1 pseudogene is annotated in these 1,456 nt (G+C 40.7%); it reads right to left on the reverse strand.

Going from position 1 to position 1,456, the window contains the following annotated elements:
• Positions 1 to 47: 47 nt before the first annotated feature.
• Positions 48 to 1,456: pseudogene (locus PMI13_RS11110) on the reverse strand (T9SS type A sorting domain-containing protein); the annotation flags it as partial.

Here is a 1,456-nt window from a genome sequence, read left to right on the forward strand (position 1 = left end):
TGATTTAAGTATATTTGATGTATTAAACTAGTCAACCTTTTTCAGGACTAGTCAGTGTATCCTATCGTGGTTCCTGTACTGTTTTTTACCCTTACGCCTAAATAATCATTAATAACACTGTAGGAAGTGGCTACATTTTTATCTTTTTTATACCAAGGTGTCATCCCAAAGTCTTTGCCCGATACAATGGCAACTCCGGACACATCAGGAATCCTCCAGCCGGCCGGGCATGGATCAAACGGAGATTTTTTATCACCTCTGCCCCATCTGTCGGCAGCTAAATTTGGCTCGGTTGATAACCAGTCGGTGCCATTCGTATAACTTGGCGTTGAACCATTAAAGGCCGCAAAAGTATTGGGAACCATGTATACCAGAGGATGTTCTACGGAATAGGATAAAACTTTAGCAATTCTGTCTGAAATTTTATTGCCCGCCAGAATATTGGCATTGGCAGCGCCGGTATAAGTATTATATGGAATAATATAGCTTCCTGAGGTATTGTTGTATGTGGCGGCAGAAAGTGTTGTATATGTTACAGAACCATTAGCTGCCACATTTCCTAAAAACACATTATAAGAAGTCCTGTTATCGGCATTCTGAAAAACAGGAATGGGATCTTTCCTTCCCCATTGATAATGCAAACCTGTGGAAGCTCTTATTTTCGCCAGCTCAACAGCAGTAGGCATATATGGATTGACTGGTACAGGAAAAGCACCTGTAGCACCTAAATTCCTATCCATGAATTCGGTCTGCAATATGATATCTGCTTTATCAGTATAATTGATATAATTAGTCACATTTCCTGCGGGGAGTTCAGTAGTATAGCCATAAGAATTGACAGGCGTATCTGTTACCCATATATGCCAGCTCCAATAAACCGGATTGGTAATGCTTCCATTATGCAGAGTAACGACAGCGTTTCCACTCTGGTTAGCATTTACCGTTACAAGAATTTTAGAGTCCGCAATACCATCCAATGTGGAAGGCGCAGGATTGGCCATTAAAATTTTATTGATCAGGCTGGTGTTGGTCGTCCAGAGTACATTTGCTTTCAGGTTATTAAAATTCGACGGATTCAGGATATCCTGATTATTGAGTAATTGGCTCTGAACCGAAAATGCTTTACTTACCGGGATTTCAATTGTTGCTGCAGAAGGGCTTTTCACAACCTGATAAGTGTTTGGCTGATCAATACCTGCCCTGTATTCAACATCAGCGTTAAAAAATTCAGTAGGAAAGTCATAGTTATCTACGATATATAAAGGGTCTTTTATACATCGGCAGCCGTTAGCATCTGAAGTATTCATTCCTGCCAAAGGCATATATTGAAATCTTCCTTTTACAGCAGGGAAATTAGCATCCGGAATATCCGTCTGTCCTTTATCAGGAAGCATAAATAATGTTCTGGCCGTAGTAGCTGGTGTAGTATCAAACATTCTGGCCATAGTAGCCGTCC

Origin of the sequence: Chryseobacterium populi (assembly GCF_000282115.1) — a bacterium.
GTDB classification, from domain to species: Bacteria; Bacteroidota; Bacteroidia; order Flavobacteriales; family Weeksellaceae; genus Chryseobacterium; species Chryseobacterium populi.